Source organism: Chryseobacterium sp. MA9, from assembly GCF_024399315.1.
Taxonomy (GTDB): Bacteria; Bacteroidota; Bacteroidia; order Flavobacteriales; family Weeksellaceae; genus Chryseobacterium.
In genome coordinates this window covers 4,285,298-4,308,590 of the sequence record NZ_CP075170.1, presented here as the reverse complement: position 1 = coordinate 4,308,590, position 23,293 = coordinate 4,285,298, and the positions used below count along the sequence as shown (strand labels likewise).

The 23,293-nt window shown below is 35.7% G+C and carries 21 protein-coding genes and 3 tRNA genes; 5 read left to right on the top strand and 19 right to left on the bottom strand.

Annotated features, from left to right (window positions below; all coding sequences use genetic code 11):
* Positions 1–13 precede the first annotated feature (13 nt).
* Positions 14–1,096 carry an efflux RND transporter periplasmic adaptor subunit gene (locus KIK00_RS19780; RefSeq protein ID WP_047377896.1) on the bottom strand — a complete coding sequence of 361 codons (1,083 nt, stop codon included), beginning with the start codon at positions 1,094–1,096 and terminating at the stop codon, positions 14–16.
* Positions 1,097–1,243: 147 nt separating this feature from the next.
* Positions 1,244–1,630, bottom strand: a complete 387-nt coding sequence (locus KIK00_RS19775) for a hypothetical protein (RefSeq protein WP_047377865.1) — start codon at positions 1,628–1,630, stop codon at positions 1,244–1,246.
* Between the two features lie 636 nt (positions 1,631–2,266).
* On the opposite strand from KIK00_RS19775, the gene KIK00_RS19770 reads away from it, so the two are divergent.
* Positions 2,267–2,659, top strand: coding sequence for a multicopper oxidase domain-containing protein (locus KIK00_RS19770; RefSeq protein WP_047377864.1), 393 nt, complete (start codon positions 2,267–2,269; stop codon positions 2,657–2,659).
* Between the two features lie 36 nt (positions 2,660–2,695).
* The gene (locus KIK00_RS19765) at positions 2,696–3,130 is read left to right on the top strand and encodes an META domain-containing protein (protein WP_255813995.1); all 435 of its coding nucleotides are present in this window, start codon (positions 2,696–2,698) and stop codon (positions 3,128–3,130) included.
* A 67-nt stretch (positions 3,131–3,197) separates the two neighbouring features.
* Here KIK00_RS19765 and KIK00_RS19760 read toward each other — a convergent pair whose 3' ends face one another.
* The 9 genes from KIK00_RS19760 to KIK00_RS19720 form a co-directional block, all read right to left on the bottom strand.
* Complete coding sequence (locus KIK00_RS19760) at positions 3,198–3,458, bottom strand: SemiSWEET transporter (RefSeq protein ID WP_255813993.1); 261 nt, start codon at positions 3,456–3,458, stop codon at positions 3,198–3,200.
* 35 nt (positions 3,459–3,493) lie between these two features.
* Positions 3,494–4,528 (bottom strand): FAD-binding oxidoreductase, encoded by a 1,035-nt coding sequence (locus KIK00_RS19755; protein WP_255813992.1) that lies wholly within the window; start codon positions 4,526–4,528, stop codon positions 3,494–3,496.
* 54 nt (positions 4,529–4,582) lie between these two features.
* Positions 4,583–5,521: a gliding motility protein GldN gene (gene gldN, locus KIK00_RS19750; RefSeq protein ID WP_255813991.1), complete on the bottom strand. Its 939-nt coding sequence runs from the start codon at positions 5,519–5,521 to the stop codon at positions 4,583–4,585.
* A gap of 22 nt (positions 5,522–5,543) precedes the next feature.
* Positions 5,544–7,136 (bottom strand): GldM family protein, encoded by a 1,593-nt coding sequence (locus KIK00_RS19745; protein ID WP_255813990.1) that lies wholly within the window; start codon positions 7,134–7,136, stop codon positions 5,544–5,546.
* Between the two features lie 52 nt (positions 7,137–7,188).
* Complete coding sequence (gene gldL / locus KIK00_RS19740) at positions 7,189–7,887, bottom strand: gliding motility protein GldL (protein WP_047377858.1); 699 nt, start codon at positions 7,885–7,887, stop codon at positions 7,189–7,191.
* A 53-nt stretch (positions 7,888–7,940) separates the two neighbouring features.
* Positions 7,941–9,365: a gliding motility lipoprotein GldK gene (gene gldK, locus KIK00_RS19735; RefSeq protein WP_047424201.1), complete on the bottom strand. Its 1,425-nt coding sequence runs from the start codon at positions 9,363–9,365 to the stop codon at positions 7,941–7,943.
* Positions 9,366–9,473: 108 nt separating this feature from the next.
* Positions 9,474–11,327 (bottom strand): glutamine--fructose-6-phosphate transaminase (isomerizing), encoded by a 1,854-nt coding sequence (gene glmS / locus KIK00_RS19730; protein ID WP_255813987.1) that lies wholly within the window; start codon positions 11,325–11,327, stop codon positions 9,474–9,476.
* A 38-nt stretch (positions 11,328–11,365) separates the two neighbouring features.
* Positions 11,366–13,006: a DUF4270 family protein gene (locus tag KIK00_RS19725; protein WP_255813986.1), complete on the bottom strand. Its 1,641-nt coding sequence runs from the start codon at positions 13,004–13,006 to the stop codon at positions 11,366–11,368.
* A gap of 13 nt (positions 13,007–13,019) precedes the next feature.
* Positions 13,020–13,790: a glycogen/starch synthase gene (locus KIK00_RS19720; RefSeq protein WP_255813985.1), complete on the bottom strand. Its 771-nt coding sequence runs from the start codon at positions 13,788–13,790 to the stop codon at positions 13,020–13,022.
* Between the two features lie 171 nt (positions 13,791–13,961).
* On the opposite strand from KIK00_RS19720, the gene panC reads away from it, so the two are divergent.
* Positions 13,962–14,810, top strand: coding sequence for a pantoate--beta-alanine ligase (gene panC, locus KIK00_RS19715; RefSeq protein ID WP_255813984.1), 849 nt, complete (start codon positions 13,962–13,964; stop codon positions 14,808–14,810).
* A 320-nt stretch (positions 14,811–15,130) separates the two neighbouring features.
* Here panC and KIK00_RS19710 read toward each other — a convergent pair.
* The 3 genes from KIK00_RS19710 to KIK00_RS19700 form a co-directional block, all read right to left on the bottom strand.
* A tRNA-Lys gene (locus tag KIK00_RS19710) sits at positions 15,131–15,203 on the bottom strand.
* A gap of 54 nt (positions 15,204–15,257) precedes the next feature.
* Positions 15,258–15,340 (bottom strand) — tRNA-Leu (locus KIK00_RS19705).
* A 36-nt stretch (positions 15,341–15,376) separates the two neighbouring features.
* Positions 15,377–15,449: transfer RNA gene (locus KIK00_RS19700), tRNA-Lys, on the bottom strand.
* Positions 15,450–15,564: 115 nt separating this feature from the next.
* Here KIK00_RS19700 and KIK00_RS19695 point away from each other — a divergent pair.
* Positions 15,565–16,080 carry a shikimate kinase gene (locus KIK00_RS19695; protein ID WP_255813983.1) on the top strand — a complete coding sequence of 172 codons (516 nt, stop codon included), beginning with the start codon at positions 15,565–15,567 and terminating at the stop codon, positions 16,078–16,080.
* Positions 16,081–16,098: 18 nt separating this feature from the next.
* On the opposite strand, the gene KIK00_RS19690 is transcribed toward KIK00_RS19695, so the two are convergent.
* On the bottom strand, positions 16,099–16,536 hold the full coding sequence (locus KIK00_RS19690; protein WP_255813982.1) for an RNA-binding S4 domain-containing protein: 438 nt from the start codon (positions 16,534–16,536) through the stop codon (positions 16,099–16,101).
* 55 nt (positions 16,537–16,591) lie between these two features.
* Between KIK00_RS19690 and KIK00_RS19685 the strand changes: the two genes are divergently transcribed.
* Positions 16,592–17,365 (top strand): TrkA C-terminal domain-containing protein, encoded by a 774-nt coding sequence (locus tag KIK00_RS19685; protein ID WP_255813981.1) that lies wholly within the window; start codon positions 16,592–16,594, stop codon positions 17,363–17,365.
* A gap of 86 nt (positions 17,366–17,451) precedes the next feature.
* Here KIK00_RS19685 and KIK00_RS19680 read toward each other — a convergent pair whose 3' ends face one another.
* The 4 genes from KIK00_RS19680 to KIK00_RS19665 form a co-directional block, all read right to left on the bottom strand.
* Entirely contained in the window at positions 17,452–18,969 is a 1,518-nt protein-coding gene (locus KIK00_RS19680) for an FMN-binding glutamate synthase family protein (protein ID WP_255813980.1), read from the bottom strand.
* 53 nt (positions 18,970–19,022) lie between these two features.
* Positions 19,023–20,369 (bottom strand): tRNA (N(6)-L-threonylcarbamoyladenosine(37)-C(2))-methylthiotransferase MtaB, encoded by a 1,347-nt coding sequence (gene mtaB, locus KIK00_RS19675; protein ID WP_255813978.1) that lies wholly within the window; start codon positions 20,367–20,369, stop codon positions 19,023–19,025.
* A gap of 66 nt (positions 20,370–20,435) precedes the next feature.
* On the bottom strand, positions 20,436–21,026 hold the full coding sequence (locus KIK00_RS19670) for a DUF1572 family protein (RefSeq protein WP_255813977.1): 591 nt from the start codon (positions 21,024–21,026) through the stop codon (positions 20,436–20,438).
* 88 nt (positions 21,027–21,114) lie between these two features.
* The gene (locus KIK00_RS19665; protein ID WP_255813976.1) at positions 21,115–23,217 is read right to left on the bottom strand and encodes a T9SS type B sorting domain-containing protein; all 2,103 of its coding nucleotides are present in this window, start codon (positions 23,215–23,217) and stop codon (positions 21,115–21,117) included.
* Positions 23,218–23,293: the final 76 nt, after the last annotated feature.

Here is a 23,293-nt window from a genome sequence, read left to right as displayed (position 1 = left end):
ATTTTAGAGACCACTACTCTGCTTTTAATTTCAATGATTGAAGAACTTTCTTAGGATCCTGGAATTTTGTTTTCACCTTTTGATCATCCTTCACTTTCTGAACTCCTTCCAAAAGGATCTGATCTCCTTTCGATATTCCTGAACCTACTACATAAAGATCCGGAAGTTCATAAGCTATTTTGATATTTCGGGATTTCGTTACTCCGTTTTTATCAACGACAAATACGTATTTCTGATCCTGAATTTCATAAGTAGCTTTCTGAGGAATAATTAATGCATTATGAACAGGCATTGACATCTGTATTTTCCCTGTTTCTCCATTTCTCAAAAGCTTATCAGGATTTGGGAACTTGGCACGGAAGGCAATATTCCCTGTTTCGTTATCAAATTCTCCTTCTATGGTTTGGATTTCACCTTTCTGCGAATAGGTTTCTCCGTTCGCTGTGATCAGGGATACCTGATTGCTTCCTCTATCTGCAGCGTGAGTCTGATAACTTAAATATTCCGGTTCTGAAACGTTAAAATAAGTATAGATACTTGTGTTATCTGACAATGAAGTCAGCAAATCACCTTCATCTACAAGACTTCCCAGTTTCAAAGGAATTCTGTTGATAACACCTGAGAACGGTGCTTTGATATCAGTAAATGAAAGATGGATCTGAGCCAGTTTCATTTCAGCATTAGCAGCATCCAGCTTGGCTTTTGCCATTGCTTTTTCATTTTTAGAAACAATATTGTTTCCTGCTAATGTACTTGCATTTTTCAGTTCGATAGAAGCCTGTTCTACCTCTGCTTTTGCTTTTAACAGTTCTGCCTGATACAGTTTAGGCATAATTCGGAACAATGTCTGTCCTGCCTGTACGTATTGTCCTTCATCTACAAAGATTTTTTCCAGGAAACCTTTTTCCTGAGCCCTTACTTCAATGTTTTTTACAGATTGAATCTGGGCTACGTATTCTTTGTTGATTACAGTGTCCATTACTACAGGAGATGTAACCGGATATACGGTAACTTCTTCTTTTTCTTCTTTTTTCTTATTGCAGCCAACCGCCAATAGAAGGGCACTCAGCGCAATTCCCGAAGCAACTCTCTTTATCATAATTCTAGAGTTTATATAAATCGTTAATGTTTTGATAGAAATAAAAACGGTAATAAAAGAGGTTACGATGTGATGATTACCAGCATACACAACGCAAAGTTTTCTACCCGGAATCAGGCAGAAAATGAATAGATCGATGAAATTTTAAATTCTAATGGAACGGATAAGAATAAATCTTTTGGTGGCAAAGCCAAGAATAAAGCCATGAATATCAGGTCTAAACCTTTTATGGCTTTTTAATCCAAAAATATAAACCAGGCTGAAAACTCCTGCAAAAACAACAATAGCCTGCCATACATCAGACAGCTGGAAATCATTTTCAGCAAGTTCTAATGTGGAATTGTCTACGGTATCGGCCATCTGCTGAACGGAGAGTTTTTCAAAAGTCTGATTAAGACGGTTGGCTCTTTTCGGCAGATGATGAGAAACATGACCTGAATAGTCATTTCGAAGAGTTTTAACGTTGAGTCTGCTTTCTACTACAAAGAGCAGAAAAAGACCGGTTAAAAAGTATACTATAAAGTTTCTCATTTTGAAGTTGCAAATGTACACCCAGATTATGATATTATCATCATGGATTAACAAAATTTAACTCTTCTTTAAAATACCTGAATGTGAAAAGGTAATAAATATTAAATTTCTCTTTTATTCAAGCATAATTCGGGCAATCCTGATATCTCATCTGTGCAGGTTTCAATTTTCAAAAATTAAGCCATTTTTGTTGATTTAAGGAAATTTTAATTTTAAAGTTGTTGCGTTTTTGAACATTTAAGTGACTTGATACTCTATTTTGAAAATTTCTATACTCTAACCTAAACTTTATCATAAATTAGAATTATTAACATTTACTTATTGTTACTCTCTTCTTTTTGAATTATTTTTGCCGAAAATTTACACAACAAATGAGAAATGAAAAAAAAGCACTTTATGCTATTGAAAATAAGATGCTTAAAAATCCAGCGTTAACAACCATTATCCCTACTTTTCTACAATAATTATTACTTTCAGTTTTGTGAATAATGTTTCAAAAAACAGTGAGTTAAAATAGCGCAAATTTAAAATTACTGTTACTTTATGTAAAATTAACATATATTTATTAAAAATATTTGTAAATTTATATAGTATTAATATCATAATTCATGAAACACTTTAAAATCACTTATCACTATGAAAAAATTATTAACACCAATCCTTTTGGGATTGACTATTCTTTCCCTAACAGCGTGTAAACATCCCGGAAAAGAAGCTGAAACCATTACCGCTGCTACCCCCGAAAACACAGACGAAATTTTCAAAGATGTGTATGTTGACAGCTATGGAGAAAAGATAGAAGTAACCATCAACAACACTAAAAATACCGCAACAATACATTTAAACGGTAAAACTTTTGACCTTAAAAAAAGTGATGCCTTACCTGAGTATACGGCCTCCAATGAAGAGTATCAATATTCTGATATTAAGGGGAATATAACTTTCCTTAAAAAGAATGTAGACATGGTACTGTTCCATCTTAAACAGGCAAAAAAAGAGTCTGGACCGGCAAAAATGGCATCGTATTAGCATAAGGAATAGCATTCAACTAAAAAAATAAGCATTATGAAAAGTTTATATTATTATTTATCGGCACTTGTTATCGCAACATTTCTTGTTGTTTCATGTAAAACACAAAACGCACAGAAAGCGACTAATGATATTACTGGAAAAACATGGAAACTAACAGAGCTTAACGGGAAACCGATTGATCTTAAAAACCCTAAAAACAATCCTCATTTCAAACTTAATATGGATGGAATGAGATATGAAGGCCATGCCGGATGTAACGGATTTGGAGGAACTTTCGAGATCAAACCTGAAATCATGAGAATAAAATTCAATCAGGGAATGTCTACGATGATGGCTTGTGAAGATCTGGATATTGAAAACCAGTTTACAAAAGCAGTCCTTGCTGCAGATAACTACTCTGTAAATGGAAATACGCTTACTTTAAACAAAGCAAGAATGGCTCCTTTAGCTAAATTTGTTCTTCAATAATCGTATTTCACTTAAATAAAAAAACAAAGACGCTTCATTTCTGAGGCGTCTTTTTTTGTGTTAGATTTTATTTCTTTTTATTGTAAATAAAATAACAGACAAGAAGGCTGATATTGACCAGAACGGCAAATCCATTGGATAAAATAATAGGCAGTTCGTCTTTTTTTATCCCGTACCAGACCCACAGCGAAAGTCCCGAAATAAGAACCAGAAGCATGACCAGAGAAATATCTTCCACATTCTTTTCTTTGATCACCTTTACAAGCTGCGGAATCATCGAAACCGAAGTAAGAAAACCGGCAATGATACCTAATACATTTACGTCCATAAGTTTTGTGGTTTTGAATCTCTAACTAAGATATACTATTGAAACCTTTTTGATGACACTTCTTCATGCAAAGGGATATCGTTTTCAATGAAACGGAATAAATCGCGTGAGAAATAACATCCATTCAGAATACCCCGGGCCCCCATTCCATTAAAAACATACAAAGTGCCCCACGTTTCATGTCTTCCGATGATTGGCCTTCTGTCTTTTACAGTAGGACGAAAGCCAAAATGTACTTCCTCGACTTCAAAATCATAGGGATAAAATTCAGAAAGCCCATTGACCAGTTGAGTGACCGCTGATTCATCAATATGGTGATGAAGCTGATCCCTGTCGTAAGTTCCACCATAAAAATAAAGTCCGTTTCCGGTTGGAAATAAAAAATGTTTCTTTTTAATGGTGATATTCTCCGGAATTGGTTGGGAAAGTTTTACTTTTATATGATGTCCTTTGTTGGGAACTACTGCAATTTCTGAAAAGTAAGGATTATCTTTCACTCCCATTCCTTCGCAGAAAATAATATTTTTGAAATAAAAATCTTTATAAACCGATTCCGAAGGGTTCAATTTGGCATAATCGAATCTTTCTTTTACTAAATGATCGTTTTTTTCCAAATAATTGAATAAACCACTAAAAAACCTATTAACATTGAGTCTTGCAGACTGATTCACCTTTCCGGTCTGAAAATCGTTTTTTACCCCATTTAAATGATCAAAATTTTTATCAAGAAAAGCCAATAATTCTTCATTTCCTGATTTCTTTAACCAAAGATTCTGTTCATTCTCATCATGAAAAATTCTATGAATGGGAGCATTGATAAGATAATTTTCTCCGGTATAAGATTCTATTTCTTTAAGACTCTCTTTAAGAAAGTCTATTTGTTCCTGTGCTTTCCAGAATGTGGTAAACTTTTTAAGAACAACAGGATTAATAATTCCGGCCGAAATCTGTGAAGCACTTTTTCTTCCTTCAGAAAAAATCACAAACGACTTATTGTTCATAATTAGTTGATGAGCCAGGAAAAGCCCTGCATATCCGTCTCCTACAATAATATAATCTACATTTCTCATAATAAAAAAACCTGAGTAAAAATACTCAGGTTTTCTATAAATATCAAGTGAAATCTAGTAATTCCACATATCATTTTCCATGTCAAGAATCTGTGATTTGATTCTATCGCTTTCTTCCAGCTGTTCTTCAGCATTTTTAGGAATATAGTCTTTGATCGTACCATCTCCTAAGCCGCTTGAAGACTTATAGATAATAGAAGAGAATCTTCTTGCATTGATGATATCATCAAAAGATAGGTCAGCAGAAGAATTTTTTCTATTGAAAACATAATTGTTTGCTAAAATATCACGAGCACTTGGATAATAAATCCAGAATAGGTCGATCAATTCATCAGCACCAGCTAAAGGCTGACCGTCAGGACCAATTCTTCCAACAGATGTAGGATCTGGTCCCATAGCTGCGATACCTAAAGGTCTGTATTTCATTTGACCATCTCTCTTATCGATAAACCACATACCCATCACTTTAAGAACTTTCACTTTATCAGTAGTTGTTCTGATGATATCTGTTAATCTTTTTTTCTCGTCTTCTGTAAGTGTTCTTCCAGAGTTAAGAATATCGATTGCTTCTTCGTCAAGTCTTATACTTTCCAATCTTTTCTGAATGGCTTCAGGTGAAAGTCTTGTCACAAAGTTTTCGTCATCATAAACTTCCTTAATATCTCCTTTAAGAGCTCCATCAAGTAATAACTGATATAAAGATCTTGTAGAACTTGAAAGAAGACCATCCGGATTGTCATAATAGAATGGCTGGTTGATCTTATCATTCATATCAATGATTTCCCAGACAAACATACTTTTGTAAATATCCTTGTCATCAACGAAACCATATTCAAGAGGCTTTACTTTATTGCTGATAACAGTATCCCCTGCTTTTCTCATTGATTCAGATCTCATTTGTCTAAATTCCTCGGGAGAAGCAGCATTCAGAATAGTCTGGGAAAATGCGAATCCCGAAACTAAAACTAAAAGGGTGCTAATATATTTTTTCATAATATGATTTTACAAATTAACCTTATTGTACATTAATAATTACAGGTGAAATCTCCTTAAGTCTCTGGTTTCCAAGCCCTGTAGCCGTAGCCTGAATATCATAGATCTGCACTACATCACCAGGTCTTAGGTTTCTAAGCATACCTTCTGCTCCTGATAATGAACTACCTTGAATCAGAGTACCTGCCTTACCTGGCAGCTTGATAATGAAGCTATTTACAGTAAATGAAACAGGGAAGTCAAAGTCAGGTAAAGTAGCTGATACAATCTGATTAGGTATAGAACCTGCCGGCATAAAGTTTACAGCCTTACCTCTGATCTGACCCTGAGGTCTAGGAATATTCTTAATTCTGTATTCAAATACCTGAGAAACTGTCTTACCATATGGATCTGTTCCTGATAATGTTAACTTAACTACATTTCCTGTAGTAGGAGTTACATCCCATTTACCCGGACCTTTACCTTTCACAGTAGCTCCTGCAGCAGATAATGAAAGTTTAGAATTGTCTGCACCTAAGATTGATCCTGAAACAGGGTTCTCAAGTCCTCTATACATTACATTCATTTTGTCTGCAGAAAGTAATAGTCCTTTTTCAAGTTTTACTTCTCTTGGTCCTGCAATTACATTATAAGTATGTGTCCAAGGGAAAGATTGTGGCTTCCCTGAAGCATCTGTTAATGTAATAGTACCTCCTAATTTATGTTCACCAATTCCAGAACCTGAAATTTGAGTAATACCTTTACCATTCTCTACTCTGCTTACACCAGAGATGCTGATCTTATTACTGTTAGAATAAGTTCCTAACATTACTTTTACTTCAGCTTGTTTTCCTGCCTGGATATCAACCGGACCTGAAACGATAGGCTCGTAGCTTGAGAATTTAATATTCGCATCTACTTTTTCCTGAAGTAATAATGCTAATGCATCAGACTGAACGTTTCTGGCATCATTTTGGATAATCTCCAGGTTAGATATTGCAGCAATTAGCGGCTGATGATAAAATTTATTCTGGAACCAAGTCTTTTCATTTGGAGATGTTCCTTTAGGATACTCCGCAATAAGAGACTTGTTAGCTCTTGCCACTAAATCCTGTAACTGGCCATTGCTTCCAAAAGTAGTATTGATGTAGTTTCTTACGTCATCTATTTTAGCTTTCAGATCTAATGCATTCTTTGATGGAGTATTTTCATCTCCTTCTTTGAAGAAATATTCAGTAGTTGCTTCGTTGTTGTTAAGTGCAGCAAAGTTTTCACTTACATCAATATCTTTTCCTGTTTTAGGATCTTTATCATGAAATTCAGATTGTTTTTTCAACAAATCTTTAACATCCTGAGCAGATTTCACCAATGCATCAATTTTGGTTTTCAATACTTTGTACTGAGCCCAAGGCTGTGCGTAGGTATCCGGAACTTGCTGAGCCTTAGCTTCCAGCGTTCTTTCAAAGATCTTCTCGTTCTTTTTTTCTGTTAAAGTTCTGGTTTCATTCAATGCTCTGGTAGAGTCATAGTATGATCTGATGATTTCTGCATCAATATTTAGGGCCATCATCGCGATGAACACCAAATACATCAGGTTGATCATCTTCTGACGAGGGGTCTGTTTTCCTTGTGCCATTCTCTTTTCTTTGTTTTTTGATTAAGTAGTTAAATTTAGAAATGGTTAGGAATTAAGACTTCATAGCAGTTAGCATACCACCATAAACTCTATTTAAGTTATTAAGATTAGAAGTTAAACCTTGTAGCTCTTGATTGAATTTCTCAGATTGCTCTGCAGATTTCTGCATATCTGCTACATATTTATTAGCAAATTCAGATTGTTTTTTACCGCTTTCAAGTTGCATTGCATAAAGAGCATTCATGCTTTCCATATGCTGAGCAGCTTTATTTAATTGATCATTATATTTATGAGTAGAAGCAGATACGTCAACTGTTTGATTGATCTGATCAACAGAGTTTGAGAATTTATCAATTCCTGTTCTTAATCTTTCAAATAATTGAACATCCAATCTAGCGTCCTCAAGCATTTTATCCAATTTGGTAGAAAGAGAATTTTCTAATTCAGCAAATTGAGCTGCAGCATTGTTATTTCTAGAAGATACATTAGAGTGTAATGGATTAGGATTAGCATGCTTATCTAATAATTCAGGATAAACATTTTCCCAAGCATAAGACTCTTCAGATTTTGGAGGGTCAAATGCAAAAATGATAAAGATAATCGCCTCAGTAATAAGTCCCACGGTAAGAGCGATATTACCGTTAATTGGTCCCAAGGTAATGTGAGTAATTTTAAGCCAAGCTCCAAGAATTACAATTGCAGCACCGAATGAATAAAAGAAATTCATCCAAGCATCTTTAGTCTTAAACATATTGAGTTAGTTTTTTTAATGTTAAATAAAATTGTTATTGAAAAATTGTCTGATTAATTTCTGTTAACTCTTCTTGGTTTAACAGCTGCTTCAGGAATATCCTGTACAGTTCTAAATCCGATATAGCTTCTTGCAGAATCTTTTCTTTCCCAATCTCTAGCACCTGTCATTAGTGCATATCCTATATCTTTCCAAGATCCACCTCTTACAGATTTCTTCGTATCTTTTTTATCCTTAGTAGAAGGATTTAATGTAGAAGTGAATCCAGCTGATGAATTGTTAAACGAAGATAATGTCCATTCAGAAACGTTTCCAGCCATATCAAATAACCCAAACCCATTTTTCTTAAATTTCTTAACTGGAGCTGTATATGTATAAGTACCTTTTTTCTCATCTTCCATGTAGTTACCTCTCTTCGGTTTGAAGTTAGCAAGGTAACAACCTCTGTCATCCATTAAATATGGACCACCCCAAGGATAAGTAGCATTTTGCATTCCTCCTCTGGCAGCATATTCCCATTCTGTCTCTGTTGGAAGACGGAATTCTAATGGTCTTTGTTTTTTTCTTTTTAAACTTTCGTTGTAATCTGTTTTCAATTTAGATCTGAAGTTACAATAAGCCCTTGCCTGATCCCAGGTTACCCCAACAACAGGATAGTCTTTGTAAGCCTTGTGCCAGAAATACTGTTCAAACAATGGCTCATTGTAAGCAAAGTGGAAATCTTTTACCCAAACTGTAGTATCAGGATAGATCGCGATACTTTCGCTTTTCAGGTAATTAGCTCCTCTTTCGTTATCTGCAACCGCAGCGTCCATATCTCCCCAACGGTAAGTATATTTAAGCTTGCTTACATCTAAAATTCTTTCGTTTCCAATTCTGGAAGAAGAAGGTAGATACATAGATTCTAAAACTTCTGCGTATTCTACATCCGGATATTTTGTTGTGCTCCAGTGCAAAGGAATTTTCCAATCTAATCTTTTGCTGGCATCATAACTTCCGTCTTCTCGGCCGCCCTGGCCTTCCATATATTCTTGATAAGGTGTTAAATTTTCTTCTTTTTTAGCAAGGTATGCATAATCCCCTATGCTAGCTCCTTTACGTCCGCCTTCATCACCACCTTCTCCGGCAGCTTCAGCAAGTAAAGTTCTCGCAATAGAGTCTCTTACATAGTTGATAAATACTCTGTACTCCGAGTTGGTAGTCTCTGCTTCATCCATGAAGAAAGAAGAAACAGTAACTGTCTTCAATGCTGCTTTTTCAGGAGTATTTGTTGGATCCTGGTCTGCTAAACCAGCAACAAATGAACCTGCAGGAATTGCAACCATTCCGTATGGTCTTTCCGCAACAAATGATTTAGTTTTTTCTCTTGGTATCAATTCTCCTTTTGTTCCTGGCTTCCCTACAGAAGAGCTGCCACCACCTGAACAAGATACCGATGCTACCGACGCAGACAATAATAAAAGAAATATCCTTTTCATGTTAATTTTTATAATTAAGCCGTAAATATATAATTTTTTTAAGAAACTTTTAAGATTTTTTTTGAAATAACGGAAGAAATCTAAATTTATTTTATTTACAACTACTTTTTATTCCACGGTAACAGATTTTGCAAGGTTTCTCGGTTGATCTACGTTTGCCCCTCTATATACTGCAATGTAATAAGCAAGCAGTTGCAGAGGTACGGAAGCAACGATAGGTGAGAAACATTCTGAAGTTTCAGGGATTTCAATAACATAATCTGCCATTTCACTCACCTGACGGTCTCCTTTATTTACTACAGCGATAATTTTACCTTTTCTCGCTTTAATTTCCTGAACATTACTTACAATTTTATCATAGTGTCCTTTTTTAGGTGCTATAATTACAATTGGCATGTTTTCGTCGATCAGGGCAATTGGACCGTGCTTCATTTCTGCAGCCGGGTATCCTTCTGCATGGATGTAAGAAATTTCTTTTAATTTTAATGCTCCCTCAAGGGCAGCCGGATAATTGTATCCTCTTCCTAAATAAAGGAAGTTTGTAGCCTTCACAAAGTCTTTTGCAATATTTTGAGTCAGCTCGTGGGTCGTATTCAACACATCTTCTATTTTCTTAGGGATAGCATCAAGCTCAGCAATTAAGCTCATAAATTCAGCGTTTCCTAAGTTTCCGTTGTGTTTTCCTAATTTAAATGCGATTAAAGTAAGAATAGTAAGCTGTGCCGTAAATGCTTTTGTAGAAGCAACCCCGATTTCCGGACCGGCATGTGTATACGAACCAGCATCAGTAATTCTTGCAATTGAAGAATCTACAACATTACATATACCATATATAAATGCACCTTTTTCTTTTGCCAGCTTTAAAGCAGCCATCGTATCAGCTGTTTCTCCGGACTGAGAAATGGCAATCACCACATCTTTATCAGTAATGATTGGATTTCTGTATCTGAATTCTGATGCGTATTCTACTTCAACAGGAATTCTTGCATATTCTTCAATCAAGTATTCTCCGATAAGACCAGCATGCCATGAAGTACCACAAGCAATAATAATAATTCTGTTGGCATTTTTAAACTTTTCAACATGATCCCAGATCCCTGCCATTTTAATTACTCCTTCATCTACAAGAAGTCTCCCTCTCATTGTATCGTGTACAGACTTAGGCTGTTCAAAGATTTCTTTAAGCATGAAATGCTCGTATCCACCTTTTTCGATCTGCTCCAGGCTCATTTTAAGCTCCTGAATTTCCGGCTCAATTTTAGAGTTTTCATTGATAGTTCTGATATCTACTCCATTTTCAAGAGAGATTGTTGCCATATGCCCTTCTTCAAGGTAAATAGCTTCTTTTGTAAATTCTACGAAAGGAGAAGCATCAGATGCAATAAAATATTCTTTGTCTCCGATTCCGATAGCAAGAGGAGAACCTAATCTTCCTACTACCAATACTCCAGGATAATCTTCATGAAGTACAGTGATTGCATAGGCTCCATATACTTCATTCAATGCATATCTTACTGCAGTCGGGAAATCAGTTTCAGGATTAATATCCATAAAATACTGGAAAAGGTTTACCAATACTTCTGTATCAGTTTCTGATTTGAAAGTAAATCCTTTTTCCGTAAGCATTGTTTTAATAGTATCATAGTTTTCAATAATACCATTATGTACAACTGCTATTTTTCCATTGTTTGACAAGTGCGGATGGGAGTTTCTATCACTTGGAACTCCGTGGGTTGCCCAACGCGTGTGCCCCATTCCAATTTTATATTTCCCTTTTAATTCTTTCGAAATATTCACCAAATCCTCAACCTTACCTTTTGTTTTTTCTACTTCAAGCTTATTGTTTGAACCTTCTAAAACAATTCCGGCACTGTCATACCCTCTATATTCTAATCTTCTAAGACCATTAATTACAATTTCGTAAGCGTCTTGAAAACCTGTATATCCTACTATTCCGCACATATTATATTTTGTCTAGTGTATTTTGTATTTATTGTATTTTATTTTTTCGTCGCGTAAGTCACCAGCAGCTGGATTCTTTTTGGATTGGTATTCGCTTTATCTATACCTGTAAGAATAATTCTGTTCATATCAAATGCTCTTGTTGTATTACGAACTCCTAAAAGGGTTCCTGTAGCATTTGCTGCAAATGTTCCAGCACTGATTACCAATGGTTTATTAACAATTAACTTCCCATCAGCATCTTTTGCTTCTTCAACAAGATCCTTGACTGTTTTTGTTACTACAATGTCATAGTAATCTTTATCCTTATTATAATTATATAGCCCAAGTCCTGTTGACAAGTCTGAGGTATAAGCTAATTTTGAGAAATCAATAGTATTACTAACCAATGGATTCGTTAAAATTGTAAATCTACGGTCTTCCGTTGAGTTTGTATTCTTCCAGCTTAAAGGATCTACGTATACTCTTATCTTAGCACTTAAAATACCTGCTTTATTTTCGACATAGAGCTTCCTAAGTTTTGCAATGGTCTCATCCTGAATTTTCATTACTACAGAAGGACCACCCATTCCCTGAATATACAGCTTTTCATCACCTACAGAAGAATTGCTTGCTGCTACTGCATTGTCCGCAGGAGTCCCGGCATTGTTATATTCATAAAGTCCGATATGAGCATTAGCACCTCCTAGGTTGAAAGCAAGATTTGTTTGCGGCCTTGTTGTTGTTCCGTTTTCTGTTTTATCATATTTATAATACATGATAAGCTGAAGGTCATTAGGAGAGAACTGATAAAGATATCTATCCGTTTCATCCACAGAAATTTTTATTCCTTTAAAATATCTGATAAAGTTAGAAGCATCCTGAAGTTCAGGTTTTCCTTTTTTATCAAGAATATGGGTCTGGAAAAAGTTTGTATTGCTAAGTTTCATTCTGAAACCAAGATTCCCTGTAAATACAACTGAATTATCAGATTTCTTGGTAACAGATATAGAATTAATGTTACCATCAAACACTCCTGATCCTAATAACTCACCAGTACTTATACTTGTACCCGCATTGGAACGTTTGAACTTATCATCATTTGAATCTAAGAACGTAGTTACTTCGTGTACATTAATTTTCATTGATTTTGAAGCGCCACCTATTTTACCGTATTTACGAACAGGATATGTTTTCTTCTCAATTGAAACGGCTGTAGCCACTCCATCTACCGGAAAATCACTTTTCTCAAATGTATTTGTTTTTATGGAGTCACTTTCAAAGAAATAGGTATTAGAAGCGGTATTCACCGGTGGTCTCACTACAAGAACAACGGAGTCTACTTTTGGATTGGCTCCATTAAAGTCATAATTATCAACCGGCATTCTTAGCTGAGTAACATAAGAGGCTCTCTGCATTCCAAACTGACTTTCAGTAAAAGCTCCAAGAACACCAACAGTAGAGACTGCCCCTGTTTCGCTCAGTCCGCTGATTAATCTGGCAGCATCACTTCTGATTGAATCATTGTTGTCATAATTGTATGCGATAACTGGATATGCAATTTCATTACCTTGTGCTGCATCATCATTGAACAACTGTTCACCAAGAGAATCCGGATCCGGTTCACAGTTATAAAGGATTGTACTTCCGAAAATCGCCAATAAAAGCATGGCGAAGGTCCTTTTAAGATTATGAGTCATTAAAAATGTGTTTTTAATAAAGTTGATTTATAGAATCTATGTCAAGATATTCCGACTTCTCAGTAGCGGTTTCATTGAAAGCCTTATCCAGGTCTTCATCCAGAAACTCGTCACCTTTCACAATAGCATTTACATAGTTCATACTTTCGATAACAAAACTTTTGATTGTTGGGTTATCTAACGCTTTTAATCCTGAAATATTATCAAACTGTAGTTTTTCGGCGATCTTTTTATCCAGGTCCGTATCTTTCTCATTGTAGAGAGAAAGTACAATTTTCGCGTCTTTGAAATAAGTATCTGATTCGTAGTAAGTTTTAAGATAAATTGGGACAAAAGAAGCCATCCATCCATTCAAATGGATTACATCCGGCACCCAATTCAGTTTCTTAATAGTTTCAATAACTCCTCTGGCAAAGAAAATAGCTCTTTCGTCGTTGTCTTCGAAAGGATTTCCTTCATCGTCAAAATAGTATTGTTTTCTTTTGAAGTATTCTTCGTTGTCAATAAAGTAAACCTGAAGTCTTTCCCCCGGAAGAGACGCTACTTTAATGATAAGAGGCTGGTCCAGGTCATTGATAATAATATTCATTCCTGAAAGACGGATCACCTCATGAAGCTGGAATTTCCTCTCACTTATTTGTCCAAATCTTGGCATAAAAACTCTTACATCATTGCCTTCATTGTGCATCTTAAGTGCCATTTTGTTTACCACTGCAGCCATATTGGTATCTTCCTGATATGGATACATCTCTGTAGTAATGTACAGTATTTTTTGATTCGGCATAAACTTTCTATCTAATTTTTGTAAAAATGCTTTAATGTGCAAAATTACAAAAAAACATCCAACATTATTTTAATTAACATTTTTTTACGAAAATTCCCTTTTCCAAATTATTAAAAGTGCATATTATTATACGATATTTTTACTATTTTTGAAATAGCATTAAAATAAACTATGGAAGTTATAAAAAACAGGAAAGTCCTTCAGGATTTCATTGAAAGACAGAAAGAAATGGGGAAAAGAATTGGCTTTGCACCTACTATGGGAGCTTTACATAAAGGCCATCTTTCTCTGTATGAAGAGGCAAGAAAAGAAAATGACCTTGTAATTTCTTCAATTTTTGTAAATCCAACCCAATTTAACAATTCTGAAGATCTTGAAAAATACCCACGAGATGTTAACAGAGATATTCTTATTCTTCAAACTTCAGGCCTTGTAGATGCTGTTTACATCCCTGAGGTAGCAGATATCTACCCGGAGAAAACTGAAAGCCAGCACTATGATTTTGATGGATTGGAAAATGAGATGGAAGGAAAATCCAGACCGGGACATTTTGACGGTGTAGGAACTGTTGTAGAAGAGCTTTTCAGACAGATACAGCCCGATAATGCTTATTTTGGAGAAAAAGACTTTCAGCAGCTTGCTATTATTAAAAAGATGGTAGATAAAAAACATCTTCCCGTTAAGATATCAGGAGTTCCTATCTACAGGGCAGAAAACGGATTGGCATTAAGCTCAAGAAACCAGAGACTTCATGAAGACCGAAAAGAAGCTTCTAAAATCATTTATGAAACTTTAAAAAAGGTAAACGACTGGTTCAGAACCGTTACAATACCGGAAATAAAGGAAAGGGTAACAGATATTTTTGATAACCAGCAGGGAATGAAGCTGGAATACTTTCTGATTGCCGATGAAAACACTCTACAAGAAACTGATTTCTTCTATAAGGACAGAAAATTCAGAGCCTTTATTGTAGTGGTTGTAGATGGTGTAAGGTTGATAGACAACATGCATTTGGATTAATATAAAATACATATATTCTTTATAAAACAAGAACTCTGATGGCAATGTCAGAGTTTTTTTGATTTATTGGAATAAGAATCAACCAAATAATTGCAGGAGAGAAGGATAATATAACAAAGAACATCCCTGTTACAATATTTACAACAATGTCACTTTCTATTGTAAGAAATAACAGGCAAAGAGTTCAAAACCCATTATGAAATTCCTGCAGACATCATTAGATGATTAAATACAAAAATCAAAGGCCTCCTGAAGGAAGCCTTTGAAACACCAAATCACAAAATATTAATATGAAAAAAATTTACTTTTCAGTAAACTTGTGACCCGGCTGGGATTCGAACCCAGGACCCATACATTAAAAGTGTATTGCTCTACCAGCTGAGCTACCGAGTCGGCCACAATTAAAATGAAATAAATTTCAATATTAATTATAAATTTTCTTTGCAGTGCCTGCGACTGGACTCGAACCAGCACATCCTTAGGAAACCACCCCCTCAAGATGGCGTGTCTACCAATTTCACCACGCAGGCAATAAAATTACAAAATTTAGTAATTTTTATTGCTTGTGACCCGGCTGGGATTCGAACCCAGGACCCATACATTAAAAGTGTATTGCTCTACCAGCTGAGCTACCGAGTCGGTCACTTACTTATCAAGTTTTCATTTAAGTAATGTCCCTTGTTTTAAGTGGTGCAAAGATATGACTTTTTTCTTTATCTCAAAACTTTTTCGCAAATTTGTTTAAAAAAAATTCATGGTAATTTCATTGATCGGATACATGGGAAGTGGCAAATCTCACATTTCCAAAATATTAAGCGAAAAAATCGATTTTAAATTGATTGATCTCGATAAAGAGATTTCCAGAAAAAATAAATTAACCATCCCGGAAATTTTTGAAAAGAAGGGAGAGATTTACTTTAGAAAGCTGGAAAGAGAGGCCCTGGAAGAGATATTGGCTTCGGAAGAAAATGTAGTTTTAAGTCTTGGTGGAGGAACTCCTGTTTATTACAATAATATGGAGATCATCAATCATAATTCCAAAAGTGTTTTTTTAAGAAGCTCTGTAGGAACATTGGTCGAAAGGCTTTCAAAACAGAAAGAAAAAAGACCGCTTATTGCCAATATATCTGATGAAGACCTCCCGGAATTCATCGCTAAACATTTATTTGAAAGAAATCAGTTTTACAGTAAGGCTCAATTCACTGTAGGTACAGATTCCAGAGAACCGGAAGATATTGTGAACGAAATAATAGAAAAGCTCTATCTCTAGAGCTTTTTTATTTTTATTTTAATCTTCGTTTTCTTCTTCATTATTTGTTTCTCCAAAGAAATCATCCCAGTCTGTAAAATCAGAAGCGATATCATTTCCCACATAATCATCCATCTCTCGTCTGTCTTTTTTGGTAGGTCTTCCCTCTCCTTTGTTTCTGTAATAATCCTGTGACATTTTACGAAGTTTCAATAGCTCGTACTGTTCTTTATCTGTAACATCCTGGATGTGAAGCGGGACTAATTTGGCTCCTATTCTGCTTTTAGGAATCTGAATTATTTTTATTTTATAATCAATCTGATTCTTACGGATTTTAATAGTATCTCCTTCTTTTACCTCTTTAGATGACTTTACGGCAGACGTTCCTATAGAAACTCTGTTCTTTTTAATCTCCTCTGCTGCAATACTTCTCGTCTTATAAAAACGAATGCTCCATAAAAATTTATCTATTCTCATAATTTTTTATACTTTTGCCGTTATATTATTTGTAAAGTAATTAAAGTTTTTTGAAATGAAAAAAATATTTTTATATATCCTTGCAGGATCTTTGTGTTTTTCTGCTTGTAAGAAAGATGATGATGTGTCACCCTATGTAGAACCGGAAGACATTACTACACAAAACACGTATGATGATCAAGCCATTAAGAAATTCATGGATGAGAATTATCTGGATGCACAAGGTAATATAAAGGCTTTCAGTTCTACGGATACTGCGGATGATAACGAAAAGAAGTTATCTGAACTTGATTATAAGACGCTTCCTTCAGGAACAATTTATATTATAAGGGATGGAGCGCAGCCTGTTAATCCCACACCAGAACAAACAATTACAAGTACCGATATTCTTACTGTAATGATGAAAGCTACTACTTATCTGGCAATTAATACAGATGGAAAATCTTCATTTACTGCTGCTACAGATTTCATGAATACAATAAACGGAACCGGAATCCCTGCAATTGACCCTAAATTCTATTATATTTCTGATGTAGAGGGCAAAGAAGATCCATTGATCAAAAATGCAACTACTGATGTTGCAAAAAAAAGAAGTTACTACGAGATCGAAGGGTTTAGTGAGGCGATGCAGAAATTTAAAGCATTCAAAGACTACTCTAGCGGATCACCATATAATTTACAAGGAGTAATTATTGTTCCTTCAAGAGCTGCTTTTGCAAGAGATCCTTATTTCCCATACAATTACCCAGGGTACGGCCAGGTGATCTCGTTGAGAAACAAAACTTTTGTTTTCAACTTCCAGGTGTATGGCAGATCAGCAAGACCATAAAACAAACATTAAAGTTTAAATAAAATAACAAATAAACCCCACAATGATTATTGTGGGGTTTATTTATATCTGTATGGTTATCAGAATCAGGTTCTTGCCTTCTGTTTCACATTTCCTAAAATATCCGGAAAGTAAAGGTCTGCAAGGTGATCAAATTCATCTCCTCTCATAAACATGGTAGCATCTACTTCTTCATAAGAACTTCTTCCCGCAGCAGCAATCAGTTCGTTGCAGGTATGAAGTGTATTTTTATGGAAATGATATACTCTTTCTGCCTTATCCGTTACATCAAGTCCTTTAATAAGCATTTTATCCTGTGTAGCAACCCCTGTAGGACAATTGTTTGAGTTACATCTCAACGCCTGGATACATCCTAAAGAGAACATGAATCCTCTGGCATTATTACACATATCTGCTCCCATTGCAATAGCTCTAAGAATATCTAAGCTTGTAAGAACCTTACCACTTGCAATAACTCTTAATTTATTTCTTAAATTATAGTTATTAAGCGTTCTGTTCACAAATATCAAAGCTGGTTCTAATGGCATCCCCACTCCATCTGAGAATTCTGGTGGTGCAGCTCCTGTTCCTCCTTCAGCTCCGTCTATGGTAATAAAGTCAGGATAGATTTTCAAAACATTCATTTGCACACACACATCCTCAAATTCTTTGGTATCTCCTATACAAAGCTTAAATCCTACAGGCTTTCCTCCTGAAAGCTCTCTCAGCTGCTGTACGAACCTCAGCAATCCTGCTGCATCAGAGAATGATGTATGTGATGGTGGTGAAATAACGGTCATTCCTGGTGTTACATGACGGATCGCTGCAATTTCCGGAGTGTTCTTTACCCCCGGAAGCACTCCTCCGTGTCCTGGTTTTGCTCCCTGTGATAATTTAATCTCTACCATTTTAACATTAGGAAGTGTAGCATATTTTTCAAAAAGCTCCGGATTGAACTTTCCTTCTTCGTCACGACATCCAAAGTATCCTGTTCCGATCTGCCAGCATAAATCACCTCCTTCCATATGGTGCGGTGAGATTCCTCCTTCTCCTGTATTGTGATAAAAGTTTCCTTTTTTGGCACCTCTGTTCAGGGAAATCTGAGCTCTGTCACTCAAAGCCCCGAAACTCATGGCTGAAATATTAAATAAAGAAGCATGGTAAGGCTGTGTACACTGTTCTCCTCCCACCCATACTCTCGGAAGTTCTTCTGATGGTGATTTTGCATAAATAGAATGCTTGATCCCTTCATATTTTCTGTGATTCACCTCCAGCTGTGTACCAAAAGCTACGGTATCACTTAAATTTTTCGCACGTCTGTATACTGCAGAACGCTGATTTCTTGGAAACGGTTTTCCGTCTGTCTCCCTCTCAATAAAGTATTGCTGCATTTCAGGTGAAATACTCTCGAAAAAATACCTGAAGTATCCCAATACAGGAAAGTTCCTCAAAATAGCATGTTTCGACTGGTAAGCATTGTATACACCTAATGCATAAATTGCGGATAACAGCGTTGGTATCCAATAATGCGTTCTGATCAGCAGTGCTATAATCCATGTAGCAACTACTAATACAATTCCCCAAGATAAAAACTTATCTCTCATGAATGTAGTATTTAAAGTTTAAAAATAAATTTAGTGGAAATTTTGCAAAGAGCCTATGCTTTTGCTAAAAAATTTTGGTAGGAAGATTGCACTGAAACCGTGCCATCTGACAGGATTTTTTCTAAATTTAGAAATTCGATTTTGTTTACTGATGCAGGGTCAAAGTCTTTCTGAACTCTCACATAGTTTTCTGTGAAGCCAAACATTTTCCCGTCTTTATTTTCATGCTCCCAAAGAACAGGAAGCGATTTTCCAAGTTGTGTCTGATAGAATGCCATTTTCTTCTTTTCAGAAAGAATTCTAAGCATTTTATTACGTTTTTTTCTTTCAGCTATCGGAACAATACCTTCCATTGCAGCGGCTTCCGTATTTTCTCTTTCAGAATAGGTAAATACGTGAAGATAGGTAATAGGAAGTTCATTAAGGAAATTATAGGTTTCCATAAATTTTTCCTCTGTTTCACCCGGAAACCCTACAATAACATCTACACCAATAGCTGCATGAGGCATTACCTCGCGGATCTTGTTTACTCTGTCGTTATAAAGTTTTGTCAGGTAACGGCGTTTCATCTTTTTCAAGAGATCATCGCTTCCGGACTGTAACGGGATATGAAAATGCGGAACAAAGCTTTTACTTTTCGAAACCAGTTCAATACTTTCATCCTTCAAAAGGTTGGGTTCAATAGAAGATATACGGATTCTTTCAATCCCTTCTACTTTATCCAGTTCTGAAATAAGATCAAGGAAAGTATGCTCGTGTCTTTTATTTCCGAATTCTCCTTTACCATAATCACCGATATTCACCCCTGTAAGAACAATTTCTTTGATGTCTTTTGCGGCAATTTCTGTGGCATTTCTGAGAACGTTTTCAATAGTATCGGAACGTGAAATTCCTCTTGCTAATGGAATCGTACAATACGTACATTTATAGTCACAGCCATCCTGTACTTTAAGGAAAGCTCTGGTTCTGTCTCCAATAGAATAACTTCCGATAAAGAAGTCCGTTTCTTCAATTTCACATGAGTGAACTACTCCTTCATTCTCAGATTTCTCTAAATCGTCAAGGTAGCTTAGAATATTGAATTTTTCTTTTGCTCCTAAAACAAGGTCAACACCTTCAATTTGTGAAATTTCTTCAGGCTTCAATTGTGCATAGCATCCAACAATTACGACTAGTCCTTCCGGATTGGCCTTCATTGCTCTTTTTACGTGCATTTTACACTCACGGTCAGCATTTTCTGTCACAGAACATGTATTGATAACATATACATTTGCTTTATCATCAAAACTTACCTTATCATAACCTGCATCTGTTAATTGACGGGCAATAGTAGATGTTTCTGCAAAGTTTAATTTGCAGCCAAGTGTATGAAACGCGGCAGTTCTATGAAAAGTAGACATTTGTTACTCCTGAATTTTATGGGTGCAAAGATAGTAATTTTAATAAGAATCCAAGATTGATTCAATCTATTGTTTATATTCATCCCTTACTTCAGGGCTGTTTTGAAAGCAGACAGGTGATGAATTGGCATCCGGTTTACTGTTTAAAAACTTAGTTTTCATTTCTGTATTAAATTCCTGAGACTTGTTTCTGGCAATAGACAGTGTATTCCAATCTTCATTTTTTATCATCTTCGCTATATAAACCATCTGACCGATATGGTAGGGATAGTGAGCCAGCTGACGGAGAACAGCATCTATAACCGGGTGAGCTTCTCCTCTGATATAAGTTGTTGAATACATATTATCATCATTTATCTTTTCAAGAGCATCAAAAAAACATACCCATCCTTTTTCCCAAAAATCCAGTACCTGTTCTTTAGTAGTAAATGTATTGACAAACTCTCCATCACGGTTTCGCCAGGATTTTTCTCCATCTTCAGTCAGAAAATTGGTCCATCTTGAAAGCATATTTCCTGCAATATGTTTCACAATGACAGCAATAGAATTACTCTCATCATTATACTGCCAGAACATCTGTTCATCTGTAAGCTGGTCAAATGTTTTATCTCCCAGGGATTTATAATATTCAAAACGTTTTACAAGCAGGTCTTTCATTTTTTTTATTTTGATAACTAATTTAAAAACTTTTAAAAATAAAAACCACTTCGTTTGAAGTGGTTTTATCTATGTATTATATTTATTATTATTCTCTGTTTTTTACCAATACCCAACCTGTAAATTTGATTGCTGTATTATTTTTATCATTTTCATTCCATGTGATAGAATACCAGTAAGTTCCGGTAGGCACTCTTCTTCCTCCCTGGGTGCCGTCCCATTTATAGCCATTTGATCTATCAGCCTGGAAGATTTTGTTTCCATAACGATCAAAAATATTCATGATCAGGTTTTGTTTGCTGGCCAATGCTGAATAATCAATCACATCATTCACTCCATCTGCATTCGGGGTTATCACGTTAATCAAATTAGGTACTACCACTCCTATTTCTATTGGATCACAGTCATAAGCATCTTTCACAAATACTTTATGATCTCCTCTTGAAAGATTATTGAAAACATTGGAATCCTGCCAGATGATATTGTCTATTGAATATTTATATGCCGGATTTCCTCCCGTTACAGATACCGTAATTGTATTATTCGAAATATCAATACCAGAAACAACCGGCTGTTCAGAAGGAAGTACTTTTACTGTTTGGGTTGTAATACATTCTCCGGTTTTAAGTTTTACCCAGTATACTCCGATTCCTGCTTTGATCGTTTGGGTAGTTGCCCCTGTACTCCATTCGTAACTTTTGAATCCTGCACCTGCATCCAGTGTGGTCTGATCTTCTGCACAAATGGTTACATCTTTAAGAGTAGCAGAATATACCGGCTCAATAACTACTAAGGTAATTCTGGCTACCGCATAACATCCCTGAGCATTGGAAACTCTTACATATACAAATCCATTAGGAGCAATATAATTATTAGCATTCAGAATCTCATTAGTCTGATTAACAGCATCCGTCAATGAAGGGTAATATTTCTTGGTCGGATTGGTCTGACTTGTTACAGAAGCATTTACAAGATTGAAAGATGCAGTAGATGGATTCGCCTCAATGAAACATGATCTTAATGTCGCTTCATTCACAACAACAACCGGATAAAATTTCAAAGTGATCTGCGCCACTGCAGTACAGCCAAATTCTGAGATGACTTTTACATAAACAATCCCTTCTGCAGATACAAATGCCATAGGTGTAGTAATCTCATTGATTCCAGCATTGAGATCTGCCATTGTGTGATAATATTTTTTAGTAACATTTGGGTTTGCAATAACATCTGCTGTGGTTAAATCAAATAAAGCTGTACCTGCATTATTATTGTTACATTCGGTTAATGTTACATTCTTAACTGTAATAGAACCGTTTTTGAATTTAAATGTTCCAACCTGCTTACACTTATTAAGCGGATTGGTGGCATTGGTAGGATCGGTATAATTGATACTGTAATAGTAAATAGTAGTTGTATTTACTGTAATTGGAGCCGTAATAGGATTATTCCCCGTTAAAGCATCATTCTGACTCAGATGATAACTTACATTAAAGTTTTGATTTCCATTAAGAATTCCTGTAGACAATGTAGAAAAATCAAACAGAGCCGTACTTGAGCATATTACCACTTCTCTTGGATCAGCAGGATTAACCGCCGGAATTCCAGGAGGATTAAACGGCTGCGTCTGGATATTAGGATCGGTAAACGGTGAAGCCAGTGTGGCAGTTCCACCCCATGTCAAAGAAAACGGAGCTGTTGTAGAACTGGTGCTGCTTACCCAGTTGTCAATAAACAAATAATACGTTTGTCCTGGTAAAACATCCATATATCTGCAATAAGGAGTCAGAGAACCTCCGGCAGCACTTAAAAGAGTACTTGTCATATTTAATCCTGTAGCAGGACCAGGCCCGATAACTGTTGCTGCATTACAACGTATTGGTGAGCCCAAGCTTCCACAGGTTACATTAGGACCAAAAATAGCCCAGTCATAATCGGCATCCGGATTATTTGGAACCAGGTCAAAAGTAAGGGTCCCTCCTGTAGCGATTGTAATTTTATACCAAATAGAATTGTGCTCTCCGGTAAAGTCTATACAACTTCCCGAGTTGACTAATTCCTTTATGTTACCATATCCTGTAGGACTGTAAGTGATATTTGAGTTTCCACAGACGGACAATGCGGTAGCACAATCTGCCTGAGAATAATAAGTATGAGAGATGCACAGAAGTATGAAAAGTAAAAGTTTTCTCATAGATTACATGTTTTTATGGTTTATTAGTTATACATCGTATTGATATTCAACGTACACCAAATATACCCATATTTTA